The organism is Vagococcus sp. WN80Y, from assembly GCF_059621045.1.
In genome coordinates, this window is the sequence record NZ_JCAQHY010000007.1 from 55,146 (window position 1) to 77,932 (window position 22,787).

The window sequence follows — 22,787 nt, forward strand, 5'->3', positions numbered from 1 at the left end:
CGCATATCCACTAAAAAATCAAGTCATTTCGAAATAATTTATTATTATTTTGCGTTTTCAGCCTAAAAACGTTCGTGTTTTACCAAAAAGAAGGTCTCAATCATAAATTTAGACGAGTAACGCGACTATAAAAAACATGTTATACTATAATAACTGATTCATCAAAGGAGGAATTTTTATGAAACATCGTACACTAACTCGTATCACTAAACACAAAATCCCACTAATTGTGAGTAGCACTCTGTTAATAATCATCGGCTTTTCACTTGTAGTTGCCTTTATTTTAACACTGACATCATTAACTCAGCTAAACCTTGGCACCGTCTCACTGCCATTGTCTACTTTAAAATCATTCGCTACACCTATAGTGATTTTAGCCGCTATTTCCATTCTCGCTGCACTTTCAATTATTGGCTATCTAATGCTCGATAAACGTAAATTAGAGTTTGTTCTTTCTAAAAATAGTATAGAGGTCAACAGTAAAAAAGCTTCCTATAACGTTGAGCTAAATAATGTGGATTATATTCATTTATTACGTCTCCCAGATACAACTGAATACGGCTTTCGTGAAGTCGTAGCTTTGTACGAACACAAAAATTTTTCTTGGACGGTTATCGGTCCACAATTCCAAGACAAAGAGAATAAAAAAACAAGTATTACAGACATTCAACAGGAAATTATCACACAATTTGAACAGCTAAAAAGTCAGGAATTAAGAGAACAATTACTTGCAGGCCAAGCTATCGTCTTTCCTTATCTCGCCGAACATATCTCTATGGGGGTTGATACGAGTCAACAAGAAGATTTCGATCGAGAACTCATTGTCGAACAAGATAAAGGAAATTTACCAGTCTCGCAGATTATGCCTACTGGCGCTGAAATCACTTGGCAAGGTCGCTTATTAACAATTGATGGAATTGAAGTTGATTTATATCAAATTACTGATATTCAACTACACCGTTTTACTAAAAATATCAAACGTAAAAAAGAACTATTATCTTGGAACTACGGTCAACAAATGACTCTCATAGATGAGAACAAATCAATCCTTGCTACTATTTATCTGCCAAGTCTTCTGAATGGAGATATTTTCTTAGAGCTGTTACTAGAGACCATAAAAGTAAATCAAGAACAAGACGACTAAGCAATATTAGCAGTCGTCTTGTTTTTTTATCGTCAATTTTCGCTAGAAATGTGAATATAACATGATTTTTTTGTTATTTTTATGAGGAATTTTGCCATATTCAATAAAAAATGTAGTTTTTATGACTATTCATGTTGAAATCAGAGAGCAAATATCGTAAGATAGGGGTACGAAAAAAATTACAAATAGACTTTTTTAATCTTTTTGTATAAGAAATTGAAGGTGAATTTTCATGGAAGCAGATTTAATCATAATTGGAAATATTTATCAATGCGAGAGTCCCTTACTTGAAGAACGCTTCAAAGGTAAAGTTGAAAAGTTATACGACCTATCAGCTTTAGTTGAAGTCAGCGATTCTTCACAGGTCGATGCAGAGCGTGTTCAAGATTTAAACAAACGACTTGTTATTCCGCTCTCAAAAATTGTTGAAATTTAAAAACAGATGACTTAACCAAAAATAAAAGACCCTACATTCGAGGGTCTTTTTATTTGTTTATCCTACCATAATATGCTCTTCTGGATAACGAATATTTGGCTCACTATTTTGTGGCTTACGCGCTACAGCCAGCAAAAATGTATACACCCCTACTCGCCCAATAAACATCAATAGGATAATAATCCCTTTACCAAGGAGAGTGAGATGAGGGGTTAACCCCATGGTGACACCAACTGTACCAAAAGCCGAGAAAACTTCAAAAGCAACATATTCAATCCCAAAACCAGTCGGAATCGCCTCCGTAACTGTCAGCAAACTAATCGCTAGAATAGCTATTAAACTCGAGATAAAAAATAAAGCAAAAGCTCGCATAATTACCTTACGATTAATTGTTCGTTCTCGATAAACGGTTACCTCTCGCCCGTGAATACTTGCCCAAGCATAAAGAACCAACACTCCTAGAGTCGAAGTCTTAAGTCCACCTGCTGTTGAACCAGAATTGCCACCGATAAACGTCAAAATCATCGTCACAATTAAACTTGCATCTGACAATTCTGCATAAGGTATACTATTAAAGCCTGCGGTACGCGGCGTCACAGTCAGGAAAAAAGTATTAACTAAACGTTGGCCGACTGATAACTCATCGCTATAAGCCGATAAATTTTTTTCAATTAGCAAGAATAGTAGAAAACCTCCTACCAATAGTCCCACCATTACTTTTAGGGCTAAACTAGAATGGATAGACATTCGTTTCGTTTTAAACCAGCTTAAAACCTCACGCCACACAACAAAACCAAATCCACCTGCAATGATTAAACCAGCTAAAACCAGAATAACATAGCTATTCTGACGCATGCTTTCTAAGCTATCACCAAATAAATCAAAACCAGCATTACAAAAAGCTGAAACAGCATGAAAAATACTATAGCCTAATCCTTTTACAAAGCCGTACTTCGGTCCAAATGATATAAGTAAAAGCAAAGTTCCAATGACTTGGACTGAAAAAGAAAACTTTAAAACGTAAAGGCCTAATTTCAAAACACCACTATGTTCATCTAAATTAAGTGCCTCTTTTAAAACCAAGCGAGTTCCAAAATTAATTTTTTTCCCCACTACCACGGTAAAGAACAGAGTCATAATCATAAAACTCATTCCACCAATTTCGATTAAGCACAACATTACCACACGACCAAACAAACTCCAATGAGCAGCCGTATTGACCGTTGTCAGTCCAGTCACACAAACTGATGATGTCGCGACAAACAACGCGTCTATAAAATTAGTGTCACCTGTTGTCGAAGCAATCGGTAACGACAACAGAATGGTTCCAAGGAGTATCACCCCTAAAAAGCTTAAAGTAATCATCTGAACGGGTGATATCTTTTTGATCAAGCGTCGCTTTTTCTTATCTTTCAACTTTCTACCCTCAACTGACTTCCATTTTAATGTGTTTCTTTGATAAAAATAGTGTATCACAAATTTGCTTATTCAGCCTGTAAGTCTTCTATATTAACAATTCGCTCAACTAGTTGGTCATAAAAATCTGCCTCATGAGAAACAATTAAAACTGTTCCCTCGTAGGCATCAATAGCTTGGCGTAGCGCTCGTTTTGTATCAGTATCTAAATGATTGGTCGGCTCATCAAGAATAAGTAAATTACTTTTTATCATCGTCATAATACATAATTTAACCTTTGTCTGCTCTCCACCACTAAGAAATTTCATTGCCTTTTTAACATTATCATCATGAATGCCACTACGAGCAAGATGTGTCCTAATCTCCTTATCAAGTAATTTAGGATAAGCCTCACGAACGTAATCAAAAGGTGTTAACCGCTGATTTGGCCAGTCTAATTCTTGAGAAAAATAATTAATTTCCAATCCCTCAGGTAACATTACTTTTCCACTAAGAGCAGGGATTTCGCCAATCAACGTTTTTAACAACGTTGATTTACCAATTCCGTTGAACCCATTAATCGCAATTTTTTCCCCTCGCTGAACAATTAAATCAATAGCAGGTAATAACGGATGCTTGTAGCCAATTTTCAAACCATTCGTTTCAATGATGTAATTGGCTAAAATTGGTGCATCAGGAAACTCAAAGGAACTTTGGTAGACACGCTCTGGAGCAGATAGGCGATCAATTTTATTCAGCTGCTTTTCACGACTTTTAGCGATGGTTGATCGAGACCCTGCTTTGTATTTGCGAATATAATTTTCCAATTTATCAATCTTTTCTTGCTGCGCATGATACTCCTTGAGATAGTTTTCATTGGCAATTTCTTTAAGCTTAAGCGCCTTATTCAAATTGCCAGGATACTTTTGCAAATGCCCAAATTCAATATCACAAATGCAGTTAGTAATCTCATCCAAAAACTGATAATCATGGGAAATAACTAAATAACTACCTGCAAACTCATTTAAAAAGCCCGCTAACCACTGCACATGAGTATCATCCAAATAGTTGGTCGGCTCGTCTAACAACAACACGTCTGGCTCCTCTAATAATAACTTAGCTAGAAAGACCTTCGATTTCTGTCCCCCGCTCAATTCATTTAGCTTCTTGTCCATCCCGATCGCGGCAATCCCCAAACCAAAGGCCATTTTTTCAATCGTTTGCTCAATTGTATAAAACCCACTTTGCTCAAGCATCTCCTGTTTTTTCCCAGCCTTAATCAGCAGGTCATCCTCTAAACTTTCACCATATTCGGCATAAAGGCCTTCGATTTCCTTTTCTAAATCATAAAGCGACTTAAACGAGGTATGTAAAAATTCACGAATCGACTGTCCATCTTCAATCAGCAGATATTGTTCCAAGTAACCTAGTTTAATATTGTTTTGCCACGTTATTTTCCCTGCATCGGGTAAAACTTCTCCAATTAAAATCTTAATCAAGGTACTTTTGCCAGCACCGTTTTTCCCTACAAGTCCCATATGTTCGCCACGATTCAATGTGACATTGCCATCCTGATATAAGACTTTATCTGGTAATTCATAGGTTAATCCTTCAATAGTTAAAATACTCATTTTATTCATTCCTTTTCTTTAAATAAAAATAAAGCAGAGTTCAGTAGTTACCTACTCACCTCTGCTTTTCTATACAAAGGCTGCCAAAAACATCCTAGCAGCCTGATAAAATCGGATAATCCCTCACATTTTCAGCAAATTCAAATAAGACTTTGACAAGTCCAAATTTTTTAGCTAAAAAGTGATGAAGGGTCTAGCTTTTTTTATGCTCCATACAATGCTTCATCTCAATTCATTTGTAGGGAGCCGCTTCGTCTAATATAAGGGAGTGCTTTATTCATCGTCCTTACCTCGCATTCGTTCTTTACTTTATCATACCTAAACTTATTTGTAAAATAATTATATGCGATAAAAAAGAGAAGAGTTCCCTTTTCTATCACAGTCCCCATAAATCATGCTATCATGAGAGCATAAATGACCTAGAAAGGAGTTACTATGACTAAACATCTACTTATTTTCGGTGGCAGTGGCTTTATTGGCCAAGCTGTGTGTCAAGAAGCAGTCAAACAGGGGATTGCTGTTGTCAGTATCTCGCCAGGTGGCCAACCTCAAAACCATAAACTTAGTATTCATCCGCTTATCACCTGGATTAAAGAGGATATTTTCACTGATAGCCAGTGGCATCATTATCTTCCTAACGCCTACGCTGTTATTAACCTTATTGGCATTTTACATGAACAACCCAAAAAGAAGCTCTTTTACGCTGACATAATCTTTAAGGCAAATCAATTAATCGCCGATCAAGTAAGCCACTATCCCAAAATCCCTTATTTATTTCTATCGGCAAATGCTGGTGGACCACTGATTGCAAAAGAGTATCTTGAAACTAAACGTCAGGCGGAGGCTTACCTATCGGTACTAACTAATCCCATCATCATTTTTAGACCAGGATTAGTTGTAGGAAGGAGTCGTCCTTCTTCTTTGATTGAAGGCAGTATTATTTATATTTTAGCTCATCTTCCTCTTCTTAGTCCGCTCTTTCGTCCTATCTACCCGATTAAAGTCTCTCAATTGGCTAAGCATCTTATTTCTGAGAGTCATGCCACACACTCTGCTTGCTTAACCCCTGACAACTTATAAAGACATCCCTCTTTTTTTTAGGAATGTCTTTATAAGTCGTTCAATTCTGTTTAATCCACTCACTTTGTAAGGGAATTTTTGTTACCTCAGTCTCAAATAGGCGCTTGAATGCCACACGTCCCATCTCCTTTAAAGGATGGAGAATAGTTGGAATATTTAAAACACGACTTAATAGCTCATCCCCTTGGCTAATAATCTCAATCCCTTGCCCCTTTTGATAATACTCATAGATTCCTGCTGCGACCTCATCTCCATTAGCAAAAATAAGCTTTGGCGGATGAGGTTGCTTAGAAAAGAACTCTCCTGCTGCAAGACCTTCTTCAAAGGTGCGACACTCACGAACAATAATCGCCTCATCCAAACTCCCAAAAACAGTTATGAAACTTTCTACAGTAGTCCGCATACTCGCACTTTTACGCTCACTACGACTAAGAGTTAAACCAACAGGTGTCTTCCCTTCCACCTTAATCCTTTCGAAAACTTGCTGATACATCTGCTGACGTTCGATATAAACACATGAAATAGCATTTTCTCCCGTATCTTCACAACAAACAATTGGCGCCTGTTGAGCATATGTCTCAATCACCTCTAGAGAAGTCGCTCGGGATAAAATAATTAAACCATCATAGGCCTTAGCCAAAAGTTCAGTCAATACATGCTTTTCCCTCTCTAGATCATAGTTTGTCGGTAAAAAGGTCACAGTATAACCTGCTTTTGCAGCCTCATCAATAATCCCACTTGTAGTTTGCTCAAACCATGAATTATCCGTCAATGGAATCATTACTCCGATATTCAAAGATTTACCATAACTCAAATGCCTTGCTTTTGTGTTAGGAATGTACTGCAAGTCTTCGATAATTGCTTGGATTTTTTTGCGTTTTTCATCTGCTACATAAGGATGATTGTTTAAAACACGAGACACCGTTGAAACTGAATAACCAGATAACTTGGCAATATCTCGAATTGTCGCCATTTTTTCCCTCCCTATCACTAAGCTATTGCGTTCATTATAACCATCTCTTCAAAAAAATGAAAGAACGAGCTCTGATTATTTTGAAGTGAGTAATACTCTTGATCATACTCAAAGCAAACCCCATCATCGGTCATTAGACTTTCTTTGATATCTGGTAAATAAATTGAACGGAAAAGCTGCCCCGCTTCTAGAAATTCCTGATGAAAAATAACCCAATTCTCACATTTTACTGCCTGAACAAGATAATTTTCACTAATATCATTAGTTTGAATGGTAATTCTGCCGATCATCTTCGGTTCCTCCCTCGTCTGGTTTCTTTCTATAACCAAACTATAAAGTATGAAACCAGTCTCATGTCAACTGAAACAAAAAAGAGAGCGTGACAAAGTCTCACCCTCCCTCTATTTTACGCATATTATGTGACAAACGAATTTATGTCCCAGCTTCCCTATTCTCACTTTTATGGTAAAATATTGCCTGCTGCCCGATAAATCTCATACCATTCTTGACGACTCAAAATAATGTCAGACGCTTTTGCTACTTCCTTAATCCGACTTTCCTTCATCGTTCCTAAAATGGTTTGCATTTGAGCTGGATGTCTAGATATCCAAGCCGTTGCAATCCCTGTATTAGTTACATTATATTTTTCTGCTAAAGTATCAATAGCCGTATTCAACTCTGGAAATTTCTCATTGCCTAGAAAAACTCCTTCAAAGAATCCATATTGATAAGGCGACCACGCTTGGATTGTCATATCATGTAATCGACTGTAATCAAGAATACTACCATCATGATCTACACTAGCCTCATCTTTCATATTTACATGAATGCCTTGATCCACCATCCCTGTTGCCATAATACCAAATTGTAGCTGATTGACTAGTAAAGGCTGATTCAAGCTTTTTTTCAATAACTCAATCTGCATAGGTTTTTGATTACTTACACCAAAATGTCGGACCTTCCCCGTTTTTTCTAACTCATCAAAAGCTGCTGCAACTTCTTCTGGTTCTACTAAAGTATCAGGTCGATGTAAGGCCAACACATCTAAATAATCACTGTTTAACCGTTGAAGAATCCCATCAACAGAAGCTATAATATGCTCTTTAGAAAAATCAAACATGCCTTGACGAATGCCACATTTACTTTGAATAAAAATATCTTCTCGCTTAATTGAACTGTTCTCTAGACCTTTACCAAATAACTCTTCGCACTCTCCACCACCATATATATCAGCATGGTCAAAGAAGTTAATGCCTTCATTAACAGTCGTTTCAAGTAGCGATGTAATCTCGTTGACGGATAAACTGTTCATTCTCATACAGCCTAGCGCTACCTGCGATACTTTTAGATCTTCATTACCACCAAGATTAATGTATTCCATAACTAAATCCTCCTTAAAATGGGTTAAAGCGATTAATTAAACTAACTCATCAAACACTTTTATTATACATGTAACCACTTACGATTCATACTTATTTAATTCTCTTAAATCTTGATTATCTATAACAGCTAAGGTTAAATTATTAACAAAAATCCGAATTTCGCGGCGCCCTTCTGGATATTTCTTCTCTTCCAAGTAAGTCACTAATTGCTTAAAGTGTACAAAAAATAAAGATGATCCCCTCTCTTCAGGTAATCGTTCCTCAGCGAAGTCCGTCTCCAAGACTCGGCGCATAATATCCAACACTAACATTTTGTAATACTGATTAGATTGTTCACTCAAAATTAACTCAATCAAATCAATATCCGCTGCAACACGTTCACTTTTCGTCAATTGATCGCTGATAGTCGCAAGTTCTTGGAGCTTTATTTGCAAATCTTTAATCGGTACACTTGCCAGTTTAGTTTCAAGCTGAAATAAATATTGAATAAATAACAACTCAAACACCTTTAATTGTTCAACGTATTCTTTCGCCGTAAGCTGTTTTGCTATTACAATTGCTCCCTTGTATGGTTCAAGTCTAATATACCCAGCCTCAGACAATAGCCGCAAAGCACTGCGAACTGGCGAACGACTAACCTCCAGAGTTCGTCCAATATCCTGTTCCACTATTTTACTATTAGGTCCAAGAGTTCCCTCTTCTATCAGCTTCAATAAATAGTCATACACTTTTTTTTCTGTTTTTTTTATTCGCATTAGCCGACCCTTTTCTTTCATTCCTTCTCTTCCCAAGTATAGCAAATTTTACTCTTTATAAAAAGAAAAGACTGGAACTTAAGTCCCAGTCTGCTCTTTAGTTGAGAAGAATTAAACCAATCCAACACGCTCAAAAAGAGTATCAACATGCTTCATGTGCCAGTTATAATCAAAAGCCTCATCTAAATCTTTCTTAGTTAAAGCAGCCATAATCGTCTCATCCGCCTCTAGTAACGGACGGAATTGCGTTTGATTGTCCCACGCATAAGCCGTTTTTGGTTGTACTAAATCATACGCTTCTTCACGCGTCATTCCTTTATCAATCAGTTGTAGCAACACCCGCTGACTATAAATCAAGCCAAACGTAGCAGCCATGTTGCGCTTCATATTTTCTGGAAAGACGGTTAAATTTTCAACAATCGTGCTAAAACGAGTCAACATGTAGTCAAGTAAAATCGTCGTATCAGGAATAATAATCCGTTCTGCAGAAGAATGGGAAATATCTCGTTCATGCCACAACACCATATTATCCATCGCTGTCAAAACATGACCGCGAATAACACGAGCCAACCCTGTCATATTTTCAGAGCCTATCGGATTACGCTTATGCGGCATTGCTGACGATCCTTTTTGGCCCTTAGCAAAAAATTCTTCTACTTCGCGGGTTTCAGACTTTTGTAAGCCACGAATCTCCGTTGCAAACTTTTCAATGCTCGTCGCAATAATCGCCATCGCAGAAATATATTCTGCGTGTAAGTCACGAGGCAAAACCTGTGTAGAAATGTCCTGAGCACGAATCCCTAATTTGTCACAAACATAGGCTTCTACCGCTGGTGGTGTATTAGCAAAAGTTCCAACAGCACCACTGATTTTTCCCGCTTCTACCCCTTTTGCAGCATGCTCAAAACGCTCAATATTTCGAGTCATTTCTGCATACCATAAAGCTAATTTCAGCCCAAAAGTAGTTGGCTCAGCGTGAACCCCATGAGTTCTTCCCATCATAACAGTGTATTTATGAGCCTTAGCCTTTTCACCAATAATCTCAGTGAATGCTTTCAGATCACGACGTAAAATATCATTTGCCTGCTTCAATAAATAACCATAAGCCGTGTCAACCACGTCTGTACTTGTCAAACCATAATGGATCCACTTACTTTCATTCCCTAATGATTCAGAAACTGTACGCGTAAAAGCCACTACATCATGACGAGTTTCTTGCTCAATCTCTAAAATACGAGGAACATCGAACGATGCGTTTTCTCTGATTTTTACCACATCTTCATGGGGAATTTCTCCTAACTCTGCCCAAGCCTCAGAAGCCAAAATTTCTACTTCTAGCCAAGCATCGTAACGGTTGTCATCTGTCCAAATAGCTCCCATTTCTGGGCGGGTATAACGTTCAATCATTCACTCAGTCTCCTCTAATTTTATTCTTCAAATTGACTCCAAGGAATCAATCCAAGTCCTCACGATCCCAAATCTGAAGCTGATCAATATGTGTTAACTCTGAGTCAATATCATCTGTTAAAATCGTAATATGGCCGACCGTATCAGACTGACTCAACGAGGTTGTGCCATAATAATGATGATACCAATTTTTTTCAAACGGAATGTAGCTAATTGTTTCAACTAATTGATCGCCTACTACATTTAACATAATAGCTGAGCTGTACAACTTAATATCTGGTAATTGCCAGCCACAAATTCCACGAATATGGGCGTCAAACTGTGACATATTACTTGCCTCTAACGAATAGTGCCCTGCACTATGAGGACCTGGCGATAAGGAATTAACATAGATCATACCAGTCTCAGTTATGAACATCTCAATTGTTAAGATCCCCTGTACATTAAGTGTCACGGCAATATCATCTGCAATTCGGTAGGCTTCTTCGATAATCTCACCAGGTAATTCAGCTGGTACGATACCACGAGCAAATCCACCGCCTTGATGATACCTAGTTTCAACAATCGGAAATTTAGAATAGTCGTGATTCCCATTCCCAACAATCATTACGGTAATTTCTTTTTCAAAGGGAATCATTGCCTCAAGGATACAGGTCCCTTCTTTAATCAACGGCAAACACCCACGAATATCCGTCAGACGGTTCATGATATGTTGACTTTCTTGTGTCCCTTTCCCCCTGTCTCCTTTTAAAATACATGGAAACCCAATCGCTTCGATATTTTTTTCAATATCAGAAATTTGATTAATTTGAGCATATGGCGCTATATTAATATTGCTAGCATCTAAAAATGTACGTTCTAGTAAGCGGTCTTGAGGAAATTCCAACAACTCTAAGCTTTGCGGAATCGAGACAAGTCCATCTAATTGGCGAATCAATGAAACATCATTGTCCAAATGTTCAAATGTTAAGACATCACATTTTTCAGCCATCCGAACCATTGCCAGTTGGTCATTAAACTCTGCGACAATTTGCCAATCAGCTACCTCAGCAGCTGTACAACCTTGTTCGGGATCTAAAATTCCCACATGAAACCCGATTGATTTTGCTGATAGTGTCAGTAAACGAGCTAAGTGTCCGCCACCGATAATTCCGATTGTTTGGCCAGGTATAAATAATTCTGACAACATCATCCCCTGCTTTCTTTAAAGCTTTTAAAGGCAAAAACACCCACCTTACCTCTTTAGTTTAACAATGGCAAGGCGCGGTGTCAAAACTTTCAGTCAACTTTTAAAGATTCTTTGGACAAGTTCTTTAAACCTCTCACCCAAAACTTAAGCTGTTTTGTTAGCTACAGCAGCGTCGCTTTCAGTTAATTTTCCATGATTAAAAATAATATTCAAAATAATTGCTGTAAAACTACTCATCACAATCCCATTACCAGTAAACATTTGTAATGCGTCAGGGAACTGAGAAAAGACAGTTGGAACAATATTAAAGCCTAATCCAAAGCCAACTGAAACTGCAATGATCAATAGATTCTTTTCGTTAGACAAGTCTGCCTTAAGTAACATCTTCATCCCTTGAACCGCCACCATACCAAACATTACTAACATTCCTCCCCCTAAAACAGGTTCGGGAATAATTTGTGCCACTGCTCCAACCTTTGGCAGTAAGCCTAAAGCAATTAAGAAAAAGGCTGAAAAATAAATCGGACGTCTTGAGCGAATACCTGATAATTGTACCAAGCCAACATTTTGAGAGAAGCCTGTGTATGGAAATGTGTTGAAAATTCCTCCTAAAATAACTGCTAGCCCTTCTGCTCGATACCCTTTTTTTAGCTCCTCTTTTCCTACTTTTTGACCAGTAATATCTCCTAAAGCAAAATAAACACCTGTCGATTCAACCATGCTAACAATGGACACAATGATAATTAAAAGGATAGATATCAAATCAAATTCTGGCATTCCAAAGTAAAAAGGTTGCGGTAAATGCACCCAAGTAGCTTCTTTTACAGCAGAAAAATTCACCATACCAGTTACCAAAGCAACAAGAGTCCCACCAACTAATCCAACTAGAACTGAGATAGAACGGAAGAAACCTTTTCCAAAAGCCTGCACACCTAAAATCAATCCAATTGTCAAGAAAGCCAGCCCAATATTTCCTAGATCACCGAAGCCTTTTGCCGCCTGACTTCCACCACCAATTTTTTCAATTGCAACTGGAATCAAGGTCAAACCGATAACTGTAATAACCGTTCCAGTAACAACTGGTGGAAAAAATTTTTCAATTTTAGAAAAAACGCCAGAAATAAGGACAATAAATATTCCTGCCACAATAATTGCCCCATACATCGCACCAATGCTTTTAGTCGACCCTATTAAGATTAGGGGTGACACAGCTTGGATTGCACAACCAAGAACAACTGGCAAGCCAATACCAAAAAATTTATTGACCGTCAACTGTAGTAACGTCGCAACGCCACACATAAAAATATCAATTGAAATCAAGTAAGTCATTTGCTCTGAATTAAAGCCTAAGCCTTGACCAATTAGAAGCGGAACTGCCACAGCTCCGGCGTACATCGCTAATAAGTGTTGTAGCCCCAATACTGCTGCTTTACCATTACCTGATTTTTCCATTTTAATCTTCCTCCACAAAAGTCACTTGGTTATTTTCTAATGATGCGATACGCGCTAATGATTCTACTCGTAATCCTTTACTAATCAGTAGTTCACGACCATCTTGAAAAGACTTTTCAATCACAATACCAATTCCGTTAACCTTGGCACCCGCCTGACGACATAATTCAACTAACCCAAGAGCCGCTTGACCATTCGCTAAAAAATCATCAATAATTAAGACATTGTCTTCTTCACTTAAAAACTTCTGCGAAATCGACACATTACTCGTGATTTGCTTAGTAAATGAGTACACTTCAGCTGTTAGCAACTCTTCTTTCATTGTTAAACTCTTTGCTTTTCGAGCGTAAATTACCGGAACACCTAAATATAAGCCTGTGAACATCGCTGGCGCTATACCAGAGGCTTCAATTGTCACAACTTTTGTAATGGTTTCACCTTTAAATAGCTCCGCAAATTCTTGTCCAATTTCTTGCATTAACGCTGGATCCACTTGGTGAGTCAAAAAATTATCGACTTTTAGTACGCCATTTCCTAAAACTGTGCCATCTTGTTTGATTCTGTTCTGTAATTTCTCCATCTTGTCCTCCTTAAATTTACGCTACCTTTAACTTTATAAAAATACAAAAAAACCTTTTTCCACTATTCTTCTCCATAGCAAAAAAAGGTCAACAATCCCTATTTTCTGCTTATAGTCTAATGTTTACGGCATTAGGTAGAGACGACCAGCCAATTATGGTCATATATAAGCTTGTAATTTTCAATAAGTTTTCTTAATTATCTAACATATTCATCTTTATTTCAAGCGAATTCTTAATAATCTTCACTTTTCTCATGATAATATTAAGTTTTTAACAGAATGAAAGAGCTAACACTTGTGGCTAAAGAGGTGCCTCAAAAGTTATTTGTCACATATTAGTCGTGAAATGAATAGAGGGCAGGAACTTTGTCCCGCCCTCTAGCTGTTTATTTCTTTTTTCGACGAATCAATATGATGATAATAACAATCACGATAATAATGCCGACAATAACTAAACCAGTTTTAGCCATTTCTTCCCCAGTTTGCGGCAAAGCTTGTCCAACACTACTGGCCTCAGCTACCAAACTACTCATAACTAACATCACCGATAGCACTATACTACTGATAACACGTTTAAAAAATATTAGTTTTTTTCTCATTTAATTCACTCCTTCTGACTGTTCTGCCCTGCTAACCTCATGCGATTAGCCTCTCTGCTCATAACTATTTTATACAAAAAGATTTGCAGACAATTTATTATACCATGAAATACGCTTTGTTCAATAAACGACCTAAAAAAATCAATAAAATAATAATCTCACCTGAGCTACTTCTATTACCTAAGAAACACAAATAGTCAAGGCGTCAGCCTTTAAGCGACGCCTCGACTCCTTTTTTAATCATATTGACTTAACCCATAAGATTCGATGACACCCACTATTTTTTGACGATAATCAGGATCAGTCGCATAGCCCGCATCTTGAAGCGCTTGTGCTGCTTCTTGATATGTTTTCGCTTGAATAACGCCTTGGTAAAGAGCTGGATTCCAGTCTACTCCCTCCACAAACAAAAGAGCATGATCGTCCATCGACGCTTGCCAATTAGGATAGACTCGGAAATCTGCATTGATTTCAATCCACTTACCATCCACAAATTCGCTAGTAGCTAACTTAACCTTTTCACTATCGCCATAAGCCTTAATTCCAAATAAATTATAGTAGTTTGCTGCCAATTGGCTTTGCCCCCAGTTTGATTCAAGAATTGCTTGTCCCAAAATAATACTTGGTAATATGTGATGTCGCTCTTGAATTACCTTAGCATGAGGAGCAATCTCGGCAATAAATTCTTCTGGTTGTGGACCTTGTTCTTGGGCCAGTTCAACTGGTTGTTCATAACGCTCACTTAAAAACGACATAGTTAAGATAAAACCAACTATTAAAATTAACGTCAGAGCAATCCAAAAAGCGAGAGATTGTTGCCATTTCTTTTTTGCCTTTCGTCGTTTGTAAGCAGGTCGTTTGACTGGGCGCTTACTTTGTTTATTTTTCATTATCTACCTGCTTTTTTTAATACATCCAAATACTCTTCTAAAACCAACTGATTCTTGGTCATATACTTCGCACTATCTGTCCCAACATAGCGTAAATGCCACGGCTCATAGTTAATACCAGTAATAGCTTCCTTATTTTTAGGATAGCGAATCACAAAACCGTAATTAGCAGCATGTTGATCCACCCATTTTCCAGCGTCAGTTTCGAAAAAGCCTTCTTCCAAGGCATTTCCTTGATCGTACCAGACTTGATCAACAACATCTAAGGCCAAACCTGTATGATGCTCACTATTACCAGGAAAAGTAACATATTCTAGTGTTTTAGCCTCTGCCTCAGATTGAGTCAATCCAGTTGCTAAATACTTATTAACATCCTGGTCGTAAACAACTTGTTGGTCAGCAATTGAACGATAACTTGATATAACAACTAAAGAAAAGCCAGCTTTAGCCGCGCTCTCTTCCATATCGTAATACGCATCATAAATCCGTTGATCTATTTGATACCCATTTTTTAGTGCCGTCAAGTTCGTTGGCTCTTGCTTAACTGGATGGTTCTGATTGACCAATATCAATTGCCAGTCAGTTCTTGAAACATTTGGCAACTCTTTGTCCACCTTGACTTTCTTAGCACTTGTTGATCTAGTAGTAGTTACTTTTGTCGGCGTGGTCTTTTTCTTGTTAGACTCCTTAGCCGGAAACAAAACAATAATCACCGCAAAAATCACTATTAAAACAGACAACACACCAAATACTTTTTTAGTCATCTGGGCCCTCACTCTTGACTGTCATTCTTAACGTAAGTATCAGTTAGATTTTCATTGACCCATTCTAGTAAATCGACAGGTGAATCCTCAATCTGCTTTTGAATAACGGCTGGTAAAGAAAACTCAAGGATATCATCATACCCCCAAACACCGTACTCCATCGAAACTTTCAGATTGATCATCTCTTTCCTTTGAGCCCTTGGTGAATTGGAATATGTATCCTTTTGACTAATTAATTCCACCGTTGCTTCACCTGATTGCAGCCATTTTTTAGCAATCAATGACTTAATTCGTTTGTATTCCATTACCACATAATTACGTTTCTCTGGAAACAGAATCGTTTGCTTGATAATTTTTTGCATCAACATCCATTCATAATCAGAAAATAAACTTTTAATTTTTTGCATTTCCTCTGGCTGTAATGTCGAGCCGCCGCGTTTCCATTCTTCCCATTGTTGAGCAGATGTCTCTAAGTAGTCGCTACAAAAACGACTTTCTGAATCAAATTGACCTAAAACTCGATCGATAATAATGTTTACCATTGCTTGATGCATTTTCCATCACCTCATATCTCTATTCTACATCGGGCACTCAAAAAAAGCACCTTTCATCTTTAATATTAAGAAAAAGTTGAATTTTTTTCAAGTCATAGGCAATTCTGCTATACTAACAGTATCGCTAGTTCAATCAAACAATACAGTTGAAAACCCACTCAAGGAGGAAACTTTTATGACACATTATCGTTGGGCAATTATCGGCCTAGGAACCATTGCCACCCAATTTGCGGAAACCTTTGACCCTAACTTAGGGGAACTTTATGGCGCCGCATCGAGAAATTTTGAAAAAGCTCAAAAATTTGCTGAAACTCATCAGGTGACCAAAGCTTTTGGCTCTTATGAAGAACTACTAGCAGATCCTAAAGTTGATGTAGTTTACATAGCCACACCTCATAATCATCATCTGGAAAGTATTATTCCAGCTCTAAAGAACGGCAAACATGTCCTTTGTGAAAAAGCTATTACGATGGATTTAGTCGAGCTAACTGAAGCCAAGAAGCTTGCCGAAGAAAAAGGCTTGATTTTGGCTGAAGCCATGACTATTTTTAACATGCCACTTTATCTTGAACTTAAACGCCGAATTGAAGCCAATGAATTCGGAAAACTAAAAATGATTCAAGCTTCCTTTGGTAGCTATAAAGAGGCAGATCCTAGTAATCGTTTCTTCAATCCAGATTTAGCTGGTGGTGCTATTTTAGATATTGGCACTTACGCTCTATCCTTTGTTCGCTTCTTTTTATCAGAACAGCCAACACTCGTCCACTCAACAATGAGCCCTTTCTCAACAGGTGTCGATGAACAATCTGTGACCATTCTGCGCAATCAGAAAAACGAGATGGCTACTGTTGCTTTAACTTTCCAAGCAAAGATGCCAAAGCAAGGGATTGTCGCATTTGAAAAAGCCTTTATTACGATTACGGACTATCCACGGGCTGATACTGCCACTATTACTTATTTGGATGGTGAAGTAGAAACGTTCCGAGCCGGCGAGGAAGGACTTGCCTTAAACTATGAAGTCGCCAATATGTCTCAAATGATTGCTGGCAGACTTCCAAACGAGTCACTCGCTTTGACAACTGATGTCATGCATTTAATGGATGAGATGCGCGCACAGTGGCAAGACTAACTAAGCAAAAAAGAAACTCTCTGAGTTAATCCCAAGAGAGTTTCTTTTTTTTATTATTAATAGCATAATCAATTTTAATGTCAATAAATCGTTCAAACTCATTGAGTAACTGATATAAACGTGCCCGGTTCTCAAATTCATCTCGTGTTTTAGGCAAACTAGCCTGTCGGTAATAAGCCAAGCTTTCTTCGATTCGTTTCCGAATTTCCAGACCGTCATTTTCCTCGGCAAACGTAAGCGAGGAAAATTTGAGTAATTCCCTTACCTGAGTCGTCTCTCCGTGATGATAGTTGATGGTTTTAACTAAATCATTCATTTTACTTAAGACATTCAGTTGCAAGCGACGCATAGTAAAATAATTCAAGTAATAATCATCATTCGTTAATAGTTGATTTTCCCCGTGCCTTTGGGCTGTTTCTTCTGCTTCAACTAGTGCTGCCACCACTTGCCCTAAAAGTGGCTCGCAGGACTCGGCCTCTGCTGTTTCATCTAAAAATTGGCTCATACCTAATAATAATTGACGCATTTTTTCATCAATTTTGTGTTGGCTTTTTCGCAATTCTTGACTGATGTCCGGCATGTAGCTATTAGCCAACAACGCTAACCCTACCCCAATAAACAGCAACGAAAAAGCATTGCCAACTAAATTTAAAGCTAAGCTTTTTTCCATTAAATAGTGAGTCACCAAAACAGAGCTGACAGGAATTCCTTCTGACATCTTGCCTTTGACCGCTATAGGAATAAAGACTAATAGGTAGACACCGAAAGCAACTGCATTAAAGCCTAATAGATTAAAGCTCAGATAGGCCACCGTGGTTGCTAAGGCTAGAGAACAAATTCTAAAAAAACCTGTCTCAAAAGAGGATCGCTTCGTATTAGTCACACTTAAAATAGCAATCACCCCAGCAGCCGTCGGATAAAGTAATCCTAATTGTTGAGCAATAAGAATTCCCAAAGTCGCACAAATAGCTGTTTTAATGGTTCTTAAACCAATGTTAATTTTCACATTATTCAACTCCTACTTTCTCTAGGATAACACGCTTAAGCAAATAAACCGAGAGTTTTTCTAACCCTTAGAGGTAATTTTTTTTGACATTTATGGTATGATAGACTGTAGAAACGTCTATTTAGCTAGGCTAAACAAACTTAAAAAGGAGATTCTTACATGAGTAAAAAACGGATGTTCAGTTTTTTTATACTCCCACTACTCTTCGTCACTGCCTGTGGTATTACAGAAGAACTAGAACAAGCTAAAAACAATGTTGCTGATTTAAAAGCAGCCTTGACCGAACAAAATGATTATTATCAACAACTCTCTGGTTATCTTGAAGAAATCCCTGAGGCGTTTCAAGCTGATAGAGAAGAGGACCCAGACATGACTCTCTTTGCCAATGATGAAGGGGAGGTATTCGACAATCTTGAAACAAGGCAAACTCTTCACCAAACCATGACTGAGACTCAAAAACAAATCAAAACCATAAAAAAAGATCTTGAACGAATCGTAAAGAAAAACGGTGTTGATGTCAATAATAGTCAACTTACATTAATTTGCCGCAGTTTAGAAATTGTGACTAGTAATTTTGATTCTCTAAACGTTTACTTCGAAACAAGTGTGTCACAAGAAAAGCAATTTTACGATGATTTTCCGATGGAAGAAGACAATATGAACGAAGAGCTGTCAATTATCCAACGAACCTATGGCGCAATGGATATTGTCAGTGAAGAAGCCCAAGCCAACATTGACTACACCATTAGCTTGATTAAAACATTTGAAAAAAATGCCGCTCAAAGTAAGGAAAAAAACAAATGATCGCCGGTCCCATAAGATTTGGCTTACGTACCTTTAAAACAGCTTTAGCGGTCATGATTTGTATTCTTGTCTTCCAGCTTTTCAATCGCGATGCGCCATTAATTGCTTGTTTGGCGGCTGTCTTTGCCATGCGTGAAGATGTTTCAACGACCATTCATTTTGGTGCCTATCGCGTCATTGGTAATTTACTGGGTGGTAGTCTTGCCTTGGTTTATATCTATATCTACCGATCGCTCAACTATAATTTCTACGCAGAATTAATACTAATTCCCTTGTTTGTCATCTTTATTATTATCTTTTCTGACGCTCTTAATTTTAATCCTGGCATTGTGGGAGCTTGTGCTACCCTCTTTATCATTGTCTTAACGGTTCCTGAACACGAGACATTTCTATATGCTATCTCTCGTATCATGGACACTGTAATTGGAACATTGATAGCTCTACTTGTTAATCGCTTTGTTAAACCGCCTGAAACGAAATCAGAAACAGCTCTTAATATAGATTACCGAGAGGCGTTTCTAGCTCAAGAAAAAGAAATGGCTACACTTAAAGAACAATTAGCTCAGTACCCAAAAAAAGAACAAGATAACTAACAAAAAAAGCGACTGGAAAATTTTTCCTAGTCGCTTTTTCATTAGTCTTCTTTTGATTCAGTTACATTAACCACATTTTGACCATTTCTTTTCGCCATGTTTTCTAACATGTCTTTTAAATCTAGCCCTGTTGTTTCTTTTAATGTTTCTTGTGATGAGGCTAATAAGTTTGTCGCGTAATTGGTAATACGGTTAGCGCCACTGCCTTCGCCACCTTGACCTGTATCCACAACTGTAATTTTTTCAATGTTGCTAAGTGGTTGAGACGCTTCTTTAACTAGGTTTGGTAACATGTCAACAACCATACTCATAACGGCTGCTTCTCCATATTGTTTGAAGGCTTCGGCAATTTTTTGTTTCGCTTCGGCTTCGGCAGATCCACGAGCAAGAATTGCTTCGGCTTCGGCATTACCTTCCAGACGTACCTGAGAAGCATTCGCTTCCGCCATTGCTTCAATCCGGAATTTCTCAGCTTCCGCTTCGGCTACCTCACGAGCTTTAGAAGCCTGAGCTTCTTGTTCACGTGCATAACGATCTGCATCTGCTTTTTTCTTCACTTCAGAGTCGTATTGTTTCTCACGACGAATGATTTCTTTTTCTTCTAATTCAATTTGTTTTTGACGCTCAATAACTTTTACTTCCATCTCCTGCGCAATAACTTCTTGTTGCGCTCGCGCACTTTGTAAGTTATAGGCTTGGTCGGCTTTCGCCTTCGCTACGTCTTGCTCTTCTTTATATAGCGCTAATTTCAATTCTTTTTCTTTCGACGCTTCTGCAATTTCTGTTTGACGCTCTAATTCTGATTTTTGTGATTCTTTTTCTGCTTCTGCGCGTTTAATCCGAGTCTCTTTATCCGCTTCTGCTTCCGCGATATTCGCATCACGTTTAACTTGCGCGATTCTTGGTTTACCTAATGAATCCAAATAGCCATTATTGTCGCGAACTTCTTTAATCGTAAACGATACAATGATTAGTCCCATTTTAGCTAAATCAACACTGGCAACTTCCTGCACGCTTTGACTAAATTTATCTCTATTTTGGTAAATTTCTTCAACCGTCATAGACCCTAAAATTGAACGCAAATGACCTTCTAACACTTCTCGTGCCTCATTTTCAAGCTCGTCACGTGTCTTACTTAAGAATTGTTCAGCGGCTGTGGCAATCTCTTCAACAGAAGAACCAATTTTGATAATTGACGTTCCGTCAGCCATAACCGGAACCCCTTGCTCCGTATAAACCTCTGGAGTTGAGACATCTAACTTACTAGAAAGTAAGCTTAAACGATTAGACCGTTGGAAGACTGGCAATACAAACGCACCACCTCCACGAACGATTTTAACCTTATTTCCTGACTCATCTTGGTGAACATTCTTACTTCCTAAATAACTCCCACTGATGATTAACGCCTCATCGGGTTTGGCAGTTTGATACTTGGTAATAAATACAACTAACAACATTAAAAGAATAAACACAACTAATGCAATTGGTACAAACAACATATTTTTTTCCTCCTCTTTTTAATCACACATTTGTTTTACAGCTATTTCAATCAATTGATAAAGCTCTCTTCATAAGGCATTACATAACAGACACGGTCTCTAATTTCAATAATCAGTACCAAATCTCCATTAGCAATTCCTGCTTCTTGTGGTTCATAAAAACTTGCTGGTCGCGTAATAGAACCTGTCACACTTTTAATTTGGATCTCACCCATTCCTTTTAAAGGGATCGGTGTAACCACCGTCGCCGTTCTACCTTCTAACTCCTTTTCAGATGTCGAGATAGTGGCTTCTGAGTTGCGTAATGGCACCACGATGTAAAAATTTAGCAAGAACACAAGTAAAGTCGAGATACCGGCACTTAATAAGAAAATAATTAAGCTATTTCCAGCAAAAAATTTCTCACCAATATAGGCAAAAAGTGACGTAAATGCAACCCATGGGACGATTAACATTGGATCAATTGGCCCATCAAATTCAAAGATATCGCCAAAAATAAATAAGAGAACAGCTAAACCGGCACAAACAACTAACGCGTAAAAATAAATCGTTTCTAAGGGATACCCTCCTAGCATTATTCTCACTTCCTTTCTCTTCGTACCCTGTTATCCTATTTTACCAACCTTTGTAATAAAAATACAGTCAAATCGTAATAGTTCTGTAAAAAATCAGTCTTTAGACCTAGTTATATTTTAAGCTTTATATAGGCTCAACGCAATGTTTTTCGTGTACAACCGTTAAATAAACTGATGTCCCTCTCTTGCACGCTACCATCTTATGGACACGCTTTATTTAAAGCTATTAATAATGGCTTTAAGAATCAATTAACATGCATTTTATACCAAATGTACATTTAACTTATTACTAATCATGTCTTTTAGCCACTCCATTATTATGATAATTAGTTAATGAAAAAAATTATTAATAATTTCATTGCAATTTAGGCATAAACATGGTATCGTTAACAATCGATAAACAACAGTAGTTAAAACGTTTTCTAACATTACTAAAATTACCAATCAAAATGTTACTTTACTCGGGACCCTTCGTTCAGTTTTAACACGCGGAGACTCTGGGGTTACTCACTTTTACTTTTTTGGCTCTCTCTTTTAATGACACAACTTACTGGCCTATCACAAATGTTACTTTACTCGGGACTCTTCGTTCAGTTTTAACACGCTGAGACTCTGAGGTTACTCACTTTTACTTTTTGGGCTCTCACTTCTAATGACGCAATTTACTGGTCCATGATAAATGTTACTTTACTTGGAACTCTTCGTTCAGTTTTAACACGCTGAGACTCTGGGGTTACTCACTTTTACTTTTGGGGCTCTCACTTTTAATGACACAACTTACTGGCCTATCATAAATGTTACTTTACTCGGGACTCTTCGTCCAATTGACATACTAGCTAACTCAACTAACTAAATAAAATCAACCAATAAGGGTGGGGCAAATGTCTCAGCTTCTTTTTGTCGCGTCCATTATTAACTCCCTTCTCAAAACCTTTTGTCACTATGACTAT

23 protein-coding genes and 1 riboswitch are annotated in these 22,787 nt (G+C 37.8%); of the genes, 6 read left to right on the top strand and 17 right to left on the bottom strand.

Annotated features, from left to right (window positions below; all coding sequences use genetic code 11):
* Positions 1–178: 178 nt before the first annotated feature.
* Together AC5KOD_RS01800 and AC5KOD_RS01805 are read left to right on the top strand one after the other, a co-directional pair.
* Positions 179–1,144 carry a hypothetical protein gene (locus AC5KOD_RS01800; protein WP_496912837.1) on the top strand — a complete coding sequence of 322 codons (966 nt, stop codon included), beginning with the start codon at positions 179–181 and terminating at the stop codon, positions 1,142–1,144.
* A 232-nt stretch (positions 1,145–1,376) separates the two neighbouring features.
* On the top strand, positions 1,377–1,580 hold the full coding sequence (locus AC5KOD_RS01805) for a hypothetical protein (RefSeq protein ID WP_496912838.1): 204 nt from the start codon (positions 1,377–1,379) through the stop codon (positions 1,578–1,580).
* Positions 1,581–1,637: 57 nt separating this feature from the next.
* Here AC5KOD_RS01805 and AC5KOD_RS01810 read toward each other — a convergent pair whose 3' ends face one another.
* Entirely contained in the window at positions 1,638–2,945 is a 1,308-nt protein-coding gene (locus AC5KOD_RS01810) for a TrkH family potassium uptake protein (protein WP_496912939.1), read from the bottom strand.
* A gap of 119 nt (positions 2,946–3,064) precedes the next feature.
* Positions 3,065–4,606 carry an ABC-F family ATP-binding cassette domain-containing protein gene (locus AC5KOD_RS01815; protein ID WP_496912839.1) on the bottom strand — a complete coding sequence of 514 codons (1,542 nt, stop codon included), beginning with the start codon at positions 4,604–4,606 and terminating at the stop codon, positions 3,065–3,067.
* A gap of 435 nt (positions 4,607–5,041) precedes the next feature.
* Here AC5KOD_RS01815 and AC5KOD_RS01820 point away from each other — a divergent pair, with 435 nt between their 5' ends.
* Positions 5,042–5,686: an NAD-dependent epimerase/dehydratase family protein gene (locus tag AC5KOD_RS01820; RefSeq protein WP_496912840.1), complete on the top strand. Its 645-nt coding sequence runs from the start codon at positions 5,042–5,044 to the stop codon at positions 5,684–5,686.
* A gap of 40 nt (positions 5,687–5,726) precedes the next feature.
* Here AC5KOD_RS01820 and AC5KOD_RS01825 read toward each other — a convergent pair whose 3' ends face one another.
* The 12 genes from AC5KOD_RS01825 to AC5KOD_RS01880 all read right to left on the bottom strand — a co-directional run bounded on the left by AC5KOD_RS01825 (position 5,727) and on the right by AC5KOD_RS01880 (position 16,231).
* Positions 5,727–6,659 (bottom strand): LacI family DNA-binding transcriptional regulator, encoded by a 933-nt coding sequence (locus AC5KOD_RS01825; RefSeq protein ID WP_496912841.1) that lies wholly within the window; start codon positions 6,657–6,659, stop codon positions 5,727–5,729.
* 17 nt (positions 6,660–6,676) lie between these two features.
* Positions 6,677–6,949, bottom strand: coding sequence for a hypothetical protein (locus tag AC5KOD_RS01830; protein WP_496912842.1), 273 nt, complete (start codon positions 6,947–6,949; stop codon positions 6,677–6,679).
* Between the two features lie 170 nt (positions 6,950–7,119).
* Complete coding sequence (locus tag AC5KOD_RS01835; protein WP_496912843.1) at positions 7,120–8,040, bottom strand: aldo/keto reductase; 921 nt, start codon at positions 8,038–8,040, stop codon at positions 7,120–7,122.
* Between the two features lie 78 nt (positions 8,041–8,118).
* Positions 8,119–8,817 carry a GntR family transcriptional regulator gene (locus tag AC5KOD_RS01840; RefSeq protein ID WP_496912844.1) on the bottom strand — a complete coding sequence of 233 codons (699 nt, stop codon included), beginning with the start codon at positions 8,815–8,817 and terminating at the stop codon, positions 8,119–8,121.
* A 90-nt stretch (positions 8,818–8,907) separates the two neighbouring features.
* On the bottom strand, positions 8,908–10,203 hold the full coding sequence (gene purB, locus AC5KOD_RS01845) for an adenylosuccinate lyase (RefSeq protein WP_496912845.1): 1,296 nt from the start codon (positions 10,201–10,203) through the stop codon (positions 8,908–8,910).
* 46 nt (positions 10,204–10,249) lie between these two features.
* Positions 10,250–11,389: a 5-(carboxyamino)imidazole ribonucleotide synthase gene (locus AC5KOD_RS01850; protein ID WP_496912846.1), complete on the bottom strand. Its 1,140-nt coding sequence runs from the start codon at positions 11,387–11,389 to the stop codon at positions 10,250–10,252.
* A gap of 147 nt (positions 11,390–11,536) precedes the next feature.
* Positions 11,537–12,844, bottom strand: coding sequence for a nucleobase:cation symporter-2 family protein (locus AC5KOD_RS01855; RefSeq protein ID WP_496912847.1), 1,308 nt, complete (start codon positions 12,842–12,844; stop codon positions 11,537–11,539).
* Position 12,845: 1 nt separating this feature from the next.
* Positions 12,846–13,424 carry a xanthine phosphoribosyltransferase gene (locus tag AC5KOD_RS01860; protein WP_496912848.1) on the bottom strand — a complete coding sequence of 193 codons (579 nt, stop codon included), beginning with the start codon at positions 13,422–13,424 and terminating at the stop codon, positions 12,846–12,848.
* A gap of 92 nt (positions 13,425–13,516) precedes the next feature.
* Positions 13,517–13,613: riboswitch (purine riboswitch) on the bottom strand.
* 197 nt (positions 13,614–13,810) lie between these two features.
* The gene (locus AC5KOD_RS01865) at positions 13,811–14,023 is read right to left on the bottom strand and encodes an LPXTG cell wall anchor domain-containing protein (protein ID WP_496912849.1); all 213 of its coding nucleotides are present in this window, start codon (positions 14,021–14,023) and stop codon (positions 13,811–13,813) included.
* A 236-nt stretch (positions 14,024–14,259) separates the two neighbouring features.
* A complete protein-coding gene (locus tag AC5KOD_RS01870) occupies positions 14,260–14,913 on the bottom strand; it encodes a glycoside hydrolase family 73 protein (RefSeq protein ID WP_496912850.1) in 654 nt (217 codons plus the stop codon).
* A complete protein-coding gene (locus tag AC5KOD_RS01875; RefSeq protein ID WP_496912851.1) occupies positions 14,913–15,677 on the bottom strand; it encodes a M15 family metallopeptidase in 765 nt (254 codons plus the stop codon). The genes AC5KOD_RS01870 and AC5KOD_RS01875 overlap by 1 nt, the downstream gene beginning before the upstream one ends.
* An 8-nt stretch (positions 15,678–15,685) precedes the next feature.
* A complete protein-coding gene (locus AC5KOD_RS01880; RefSeq protein WP_496912852.1) occupies positions 15,686–16,231 on the bottom strand; it encodes a hypothetical protein in 546 nt (181 codons plus the stop codon).
* A gap of 175 nt (positions 16,232–16,406) precedes the next feature.
* On the opposite strand from AC5KOD_RS01880, the gene AC5KOD_RS01885 reads away from it, so the two are divergent.
* A complete protein-coding gene (locus tag AC5KOD_RS01885) occupies positions 16,407–17,360 on the top strand; it encodes a Gfo/Idh/MocA family protein (protein ID WP_496912853.1) in 954 nt (317 codons plus the stop codon).
* 25 nt (positions 17,361–17,385) lie between these two features.
* Here AC5KOD_RS01885 and AC5KOD_RS01890 read toward each other — a convergent pair whose 3' ends face one another.
* Positions 17,386–18,366 carry an aromatic acid exporter family protein gene (locus tag AC5KOD_RS01890; protein WP_496912854.1) on the bottom strand — a complete coding sequence of 327 codons (981 nt, stop codon included), beginning with the start codon at positions 18,364–18,366 and terminating at the stop codon, positions 17,386–17,388.
* 159 nt (positions 18,367–18,525) lie between these two features.
* Here AC5KOD_RS01890 and AC5KOD_RS01895 point away from each other — a divergent pair, with 159 nt between their 5' ends.
* Together AC5KOD_RS01895 and AC5KOD_RS01900 are read left to right on the top strand one after the other, a co-directional pair.
* Entirely contained in the window at positions 18,526–19,170 is a 645-nt protein-coding gene (locus AC5KOD_RS01895; RefSeq protein WP_496912855.1) for a hypothetical protein, read from the top strand.
* Positions 19,167–19,763, top strand: coding sequence for an FUSC family protein (locus tag AC5KOD_RS01900; RefSeq protein ID WP_496912856.1), 597 nt, complete (start codon positions 19,167–19,169; stop codon positions 19,761–19,763). The genes AC5KOD_RS01895 and AC5KOD_RS01900 overlap by 4 nt, the downstream gene beginning before the upstream one ends.
* Before the next feature lie 41 nt (positions 19,764–19,804).
* Here the strand turns inward: AC5KOD_RS01900 and floT are convergent, their stop codons facing one another.
* Together floT and AC5KOD_RS01910 are read right to left on the bottom strand one after the other, a co-directional pair.
* Complete coding sequence (floT, locus tag AC5KOD_RS01905) at positions 19,805–21,262, bottom strand: flotillin lipid rafts scaffold protein FloT (RefSeq protein ID WP_496912857.1); 1,458 nt, start codon at positions 21,260–21,262, stop codon at positions 19,805–19,807.
* A gap of 50 nt (positions 21,263–21,312) precedes the next feature.
* Positions 21,313–21,837: an NfeD family protein gene (locus AC5KOD_RS01910; RefSeq protein ID WP_496912858.1), complete on the bottom strand. Its 525-nt coding sequence runs from the start codon at positions 21,835–21,837 to the stop codon at positions 21,313–21,315.
* Positions 21,838–22,787 lie beyond the last annotated feature (950 nt).